Below are 1,208 nucleotides of genomic sequence, written 5' to 3' on the forward strand. Positions count from 1 at the left end.
TAATCAGCGAAATTATCTTTTAAATTTAAAATCATGAACCTAATATCTCTTAACACAAACTTTGCTCGCATTCTACTATTAAGCACAGCCCTTATTGTCTCAATCAACACGATTGCAGGCGGACGCTCTAGTGAGCGCAACCTAATGGATGATTACTTGCAAGATAAAACATCAGAAAATCCTGATGCCTCTGCTATTCCCTTACAACGATCCGCATTCATCAATAACAACGCTTTAGTCTTTAACCGAGGCGCCACTGGCGTGGATAACGATGATTTTGATAAAAAATTCTCACTTGCCAAAACACTCACAAACATTCGTAATAGTTCTAATGCAACAACAGACAGTTCTAACGCACAACTCCTCAACAGTTTGCTGAAAACATTCAATGTTGATTTAAAAACCAATGGCTTTGTAAAAATGGATTTACAAAAAAGAACGCAAGAAGCCACTCTTTCAGGGTTGCTTGACAACATGTCACCAAGCGCAATATTTAACCGTTTTGACCTCAGTGCCAGCAATGGCCAACATTGTGGTGAGTACCGAGTGATTTATCATAAAAATAATGGCAATAGATTCTTCCTAAGTTTTGAGGCTAAATACCCTAATCCTGAACCTAGTAAAGGCAAAAAAGGCTGTGCTGCAGTCGCAGATTTTTGGAGAGAAATAGGAAACATGAGCAAAACAGATGCGCTACTGCAACTAGAAAAATTCTTTTATCAAGGCTTAGAGCACAATGGCGTTCAATTACCTGCAGCCATTAATTTCACCCACTACACCCACGGCACAGGTCAAGTGCGTTCTAACACATTCGTTGATCGTCCATGGCAACTTAGAGAATTTAAAACCGATATCAACGCCAAAGGAGAGGCTGTTTTTGTTGCTGACAGCGTTAAATCCAACCCATTAGCTGAGCTTTTTGCTAAGGAAGGGAATCAAGATTCAAATTCGTTAAAGGCTTTGAGGATTTACTTCGCGCGTGATTTTGGTGGCTATGTTGACAACTTATTAGCGCCTGAAAAGCGTGCAACTAGCCCTAGTTCTAACGACATTATCAATGGTTTTAATTTGGGGGCTGATAACCACTACAATGAATTTCAATCAGACTCAAATGTTAATGATAATACCGCTTATGATACAGCCCCAAACTTAAAAGCAATCATCAGCAAAAAACTAGCCGCATTAGATTTGTCAGGTTATAGTGCAAA

General features: G+C 39.3%; 1 pseudogene. It reads left to right on the forward strand.

Annotated elements, in window-relative coordinates:
* Positions 1–33 precede the first annotated feature (33 nt).
* Positions 34–1,208, forward strand: a pseudogene (locus BBROOKSOX_RS11280) (hypothetical protein); the annotation flags it as partial.

It is taken from the genome of bacterium endosymbiont of Bathymodiolus sp. 5 South (genome assembly GCF_900128535.1).
Lineage (GTDB): Bacteria > Pseudomonadota > Gammaproteobacteria > PS1 > Pseudothioglobaceae > Thiodubiliella.